Source organism: Mesorhizobium sp. M7A.F.Ca.MR.362.00.0.0, from assembly GCF_004023175.1.
Lineage (GTDB): Bacteria > Pseudomonadota > Alphaproteobacteria > Rhizobiales > Rhizobiaceae > Mesorhizobium.
Genome location: NZ_RZTF01000311.1, coordinates 2,839 through 7,756 on the forward strand (window position 1 = coordinate 2,839; position 4,918 = coordinate 7,756).

A 4,918-nucleotide genomic window follows, 5' to 3' on the forward strand; every position below is an offset into this window, starting at 1 on the left:
GGATCCCTTCCTGCAGACGGCGGACGACATGTCGTTCTTCTGCCGTGGCGACGGAACCTTCTTGAAACTCGACCAGGACGGCCGCATCACGATGAGCGATTTCCTTCGCGAACACACCGGCATTTCGGCGGAAGTGGCCTTTGTCGGGCGCGGCAATTTCTTTCAGATCTGGGAGCCGGGACGGCTTGCCGCCTATGGGGCGCAGGCGCGGGCACGGCTTTTGCAGCTTCGGCAGGGGACGAAGCCTGGGGAGCGACCGGAATGACGGCAGGCCACGGCGATGACCTTCCTCACGCCGTCGATGGGCACGCCGTTGGCGGATCGGCCCGCCACATTCCGGTCCTCCTTGCCGAAGTGCTTGAAGCACTGGCGCCGGCGCAGGGCGACCTCATCATCGACGGCACGTTCGGCGCCGGCGGCTACACCAGGGCCATTCTGGCGACGGGCGCTTCCGTGGTGGCGATCGACCGCGATCCGGATGCCATTGCGGCCGGGCGCGATCTGGAAGCGCAGTCCGGCGGCCGGCTGCGGCTGGTGCAGGCGCCGTTCTCGACGCTGGACGAACATGTCGAGAGCGCCGACGGGATCGTGCTCGACATCGGTGTGTCCTCGATGCAGCTCGACCAGGCGGAGCGCGGGTTTTCGTTCCGCGCCGACGGGCCACTCGACATGCGCATGGCGCAATCGGGCCTCAGCGCCGCCGACGTCGTCAATTCCTTCAAGCCGGGCGATCTTGCCCGCATCTTCGGCTTCCTCGGCGAGGAGCGTCATGCCGGGCGCATCGCCCGCATGATCGAGGCTCGCCGCGAAAAGCGCCCGTTCGAGCGCACGCTGGAACTGGCCGACGCCATCGAGACGCATATCGGCCGTGCGCCGAAGGACAAGATCCATCCGGCGACGCGCGTCTTCCAGGCGCTGCGCATCTTCGTCAATGACGAGCTTGGTGAACTGGCCAAGGCCCTGTTCGCGGCCGAACGCGCGCTGAAGCCGGGCGGACGGCTCGCCGTGGTCACCTTCCATTCGCTGGAAGACCGCATCGTCAAGCGTTTCATCGCCGACCGGGCCGACGTCGCGACCGGCTCACGGCATTTGCCCGAGGCGCATGCCCGTACCGCGACGTTCCGCAAGGCGGGCGGCGGCGTGACTGCCGGCGACGCCGAGGTGGCGGCCAATCCGCGCGCCCGTTCGGCCAGGCTGCGCGGGGCAATCCGCACGGATGCGCCAGCGCGCAGCAGCGATTTTTCGATTTTCGGCCTTCCAAAACTTCCCAGCCCAACGCTTCCCGGCACAGGCCGGCCGGGGGAGAGGTAGCTAAGTGTTTCGTACCAGCGACATTGTCCTGATCGCCGTCATGGTTGCGGTCGCGGCCCTTACCTACAAGGCCAAGCGCGAGGCCGAGGAACAATTGGCCGCGGTGCAGAAGATCCATGCGCAGATACGCTATGAGGAGGACACGATCGACCTGCTCAAGGCCGACTGGAGCCTGCTTACCCAGCCGTCGCGGCTGCAGAAGCTCGCCGAACTCTACAAGTCGCAGCTCGAACTCGAGCCGGTCAGCGCCCGCCAGATCGGCGGCATCGGCGACCTGCCGGCCAAATCCCTTGATATTCAGGACATCCTGTCGGGACGCCAGGGCGGCATGGCCGACAATTCCGACCAAGCGCCTTCGGACAGTAAGGATCCCGTCGTGACCGGAGGCATCGCCCAATGATCGGCAAACTGCTGAAGCGTCGCGCCAGGACGAGTGAAGATGGATCGATCGTGGTCGAGGGCGCCCGCAAGGCGACCGGCGGCAAGGGCAGGACGCGCATCGTCATGACCATGGCGGTGTTCTTCGGTATCTTCTCGACCATATCAGGGCGGCTGGTCTATCTCGGCTTCCAGACCCCCGACATGTCGGGCGGTCCGCAGAGCCGGGTGACGGCATCGCGGCCCGACATCGTCGACCGCAACGGCGAAGTGCTGGCCACGGATATCAAGACGGCGTCGCTGTTTGCAGAACCGCGCCGCATTGTCGACGCCGACGAGGCGATCGAGAAGCTGTCGACGGTGCTTCCGGACATCGACTATGAGCAGACCTACCACAAGCTGAAGAGCGGCGCCGGTTTCGTCTGGCTGCAGCGGCAGCTGACACCCAAGCAGCAGTCCGATATCATGCAACTAGGCATTCCCGGTTTCGGCTTCCGTACCGAAAAGCGCCGCTTCTATCCGAGCGGCGAGACCTCGTCCTACATTGTCGGCCTCACCAACATCGACAACCAGGGCATCTCCGGAATGGAGAAATATGTTGACGAGCAAGGCTTGAGCGACCTGCAGGCATCGGGCCTTGCCATTGCCAAGGATCTCAAGCCGGTAAAGCTTTCGATCGATCTGCGCGTGCAGCATGTGGTGCGCGACGAGATCGCCGCCGGCCTGGAGCGCTATCGTGCCATGGGCGCCGGCGCCGTCGTGCTCAACGTCAAGACCGGCGAAGTGGTGGCCATGGCCTCGGTGCCGGATTTCGATCCGAACAATCCCTACAATGCACAGGACAAGGACCGGCTGAATCGCATGTCGGCGGGCCTCTACGAGATGGGCTCGACCTTCAAGAGCTTCACCTCAGCCATGGCGCTCGATTCCGGCAAGGCGACGATGGCGAGCCGCTTCGATGCTTCGCATCCAATCCGGGTCGGCCATCAGGCCATTCACGATTTCCACGGCAAGAACCGTGTGCTGTCGTTGCCGGAGGTGTTCCTCTATTCGTCCAACATCGGGTCGGCCAGGGAAGCCGAGATGGTCGGCATCGAGGGCCATCGCGAATTCCTGCATCGCCTTGGCCTTCTAGACAGGATGCAGACCGAATTGCCGGAGACTGCCCGTCCGACTGAACCGAAGGTCTGGAAACAGGTCAATTCATTCACCATCGCCTTCGGCCATGGCGTGTCGACGACGCCGCTGCAAGCGGCTGTGGGCTGCGCGGCGTTGATGAATGGCGGCTTCCTGATGAACCCTACCTTTTTGGTGCGCACGCAGGCGGAAGCGATGGCCACCGCCAAGAAAGTGGTGAGCGAAAAGACCGTCGAAGGCATGCGCTACCTCTATTCGCTCAATGCCGAGAAGGGCTCTGCCCGAAACGCCAGAGTCCCCGGCTACCGCGTTGGCGGCAAGACCGGAACGGCCGAGAAGGTCGTCAATGGCCGCTACTCCAAGGACTTGAATTTCAACACTTTCGTCGCCGCCTTCCCGATGGACGATCCGCAGTATCTGGTGTTTACCATTGCCGATGCCCCGCACCCGGAAAAGCCTGGCATGACGGATGTCGCGGCCGCAAATGCGGGGGTCATGGCCGGCAATATCATCAGGCGTTCAGCTGCCATGCTTGGCGTGAAGCCAGATTTCAGCCATGAAAATGGTGCAACGCTGGTTTCCTATCAGTGATTCTTAGGGCGCGCCGGCAACAGCGCGCTATTTTGTTGCGGTGAACGGAACTCGATGAAGCTCAGAGATCTAGCCGGTATCCTGCCCGTCGAGGGAATAGCTTCCGTCGATCTGGAGGTTACAGGGATTTCTTCGGATTCCCGCCAGGTAAAAGCGGGTGTTGTCTTCTTTGCGCTCGCGGGAACCAAGGCCGACGGTGCCGTTTATGCCGCCGACGCCGCCGCGCGCGGTGCGGCCGCGATCGTAGCGGGCAAGGGCAGCACCATTGCCGGGCTGTCGGTCCCGGTATTGGCAGTCGACGATCCGCGCCTGGCGTTGGCGCTGAGTGCGGCCCGCTATTTCGGCAAGCAGCCTGAGATAATGGTCGCGGTGACCGGCACCAGCGGCAAGACTTCGGTCGCGGCTTTCACCAGGCAGATCTGGGAGCAGTCCGGTTATGCCGCCGCTTCGATCGGCACCACCGGCGTGGTGGCGCCTGGGCGCAACGATTATGGCTCGCTGACGACGCCCGATCCGGTCGCCCTGCATCAATTGCTGCGGGAATTGGCGGATGCCGGCGTTACCCACGCTTCGATGGAGGCCTCCAGCCATGGGCTCGACCAGCGCCGTCTGGACGGTGTGAAGCTGGCGGCCGGCGGCTTCACCAATCTCGGCCGCGATCATATGGATTATCATCCGACCATCGAGGACTATCACCGCGCCAAACTGCGTCTGTTCGACGCGCTGCTGCCGAAAGGCGCTCCGGCCGTCATCTTCGCCGACGATCCATGGTCGGCCCCGACGACCCTGGCGGCACAGGCCGCCGGGCTCGAAGTGCTGACGGTCGGCCGCCATGGCGATTTCCTCAGGCTGAAGCGGGTCGAGCACGAGCGCCACCGCCAGCGGGCGGGCCGAGGTCGAGGCCGATGGCGTGCTCTACGAGATCGACCTGCCGCTGGCCGGTGATTTCCAGATTTCGAATGCGCTGGTTTCGGCGGGTCTTGCCATTTCCACGGGAACACCTCTCGCCAAGGCATTGTTGGCGTTGGAGAAATTGAAGGGCGCCCCGGGCCGGCTCGACCTCGTCGGCACCACCGGCAATGGCGCGCCGGTCTATGTCGATTATGCCCACAAGCCCGACGCGCTGGAAAACGTGCTGTCCTCGGTGCGCCCATTCACCACCGGCCGCGTCATCGTCGTGTTCGGCTGCGGCGGCGACCGCGACCGCGGCAAGCGACCGATTATGGGCGAGATTGCAACGCGGCTTGCAGATGTCGTCATCGTCACCGACGACAATCCGCGCTCCGAAGTGCCGAAAACGATCCGCGCCGCTATTTTGGCCGCCGCCCCCGGTGCCATCGAGATCGGCGACCGGCGCCAGGCGATCCACGAGGCGGTTGCCATGCTGCATGCCGGCGACACGCTGATCGTGGCCGGCAAGGGGCACGAGGAAGGCCAGACGATCGGCTCCGAGACCTTGCATTTCTCCGATCACGAGGAAGTTCGCGCGGCACTTACGGAG

At 64.1% G+C, this 4,918-nt stretch carries 3 protein-coding genes and 2 pseudogenes (1 of these 5 cut by a window edge); all 5 read left to right on the forward strand.

Annotated features, from left to right (window positions below; all coding sequences use genetic code 11):
- Positions 1–265: pseudogene (mraZ, locus tag EOC06_RS27945) on the forward strand (division/cell wall cluster transcriptional repressor MraZ) (it extends 193 nt beyond the left edge of the window).
- Positions 262–1,311 carry a 16S rRNA (cytosine(1402)-N(4))-methyltransferase RsmH gene (gene rsmH, locus EOC06_RS27950; protein ID WP_128309302.1) on the forward strand — a complete coding sequence of 350 codons (1,050 nt, stop codon included), beginning with the start codon at positions 262–264 and terminating at the stop codon, positions 1,309–1,311. The pseudogene mraZ and the gene rsmH overlap by 4 nt, the downstream one beginning before the upstream one ends.
- A gap of 4 nt (positions 1,312–1,315) precedes the next feature.
- A complete protein-coding gene (locus tag EOC06_RS27955; protein ID WP_127271473.1) occupies positions 1,316–1,711 on the forward strand; it encodes a hypothetical protein in 396 nt (131 codons plus the stop codon).
- Positions 1,708–3,417, forward strand: a complete 1,710-nt coding sequence (locus EOC06_RS27960) for a penicillin-binding protein 2 (RefSeq protein ID WP_027034944.1) — start codon at positions 1,708–1,710, stop codon at positions 3,415–3,417. The genes EOC06_RS27955 and EOC06_RS27960 overlap by 4 nt, the downstream gene beginning before the upstream one ends.
- A gap of 54 nt (positions 3,418–3,471) precedes the next feature.
- A pseudogene (locus EOC06_RS27965) lies at positions 3,472–4,918 on the forward strand (UDP-N-acetylmuramoyl-L-alanyl-D-glutamate--2,6-diaminopimelate ligase); the annotation flags it as partial.

Excerpts from the sequence above, each read along its gene's own strand:
- rsmH (WP_128309302.1), top strand. The coding sequence starts at position 262 with ATGACGGCAGGCCACGGCGATGACCTTCCTCACGCCGTCGATGGGCAC.
- EOC06_RS27960 (WP_027034944.1), top strand. The coding sequence starts at position 1,708 with ATGATCGGCAAACTGCTGAAGCGTCGCGCCAGGACGAGTGAAGATGGA.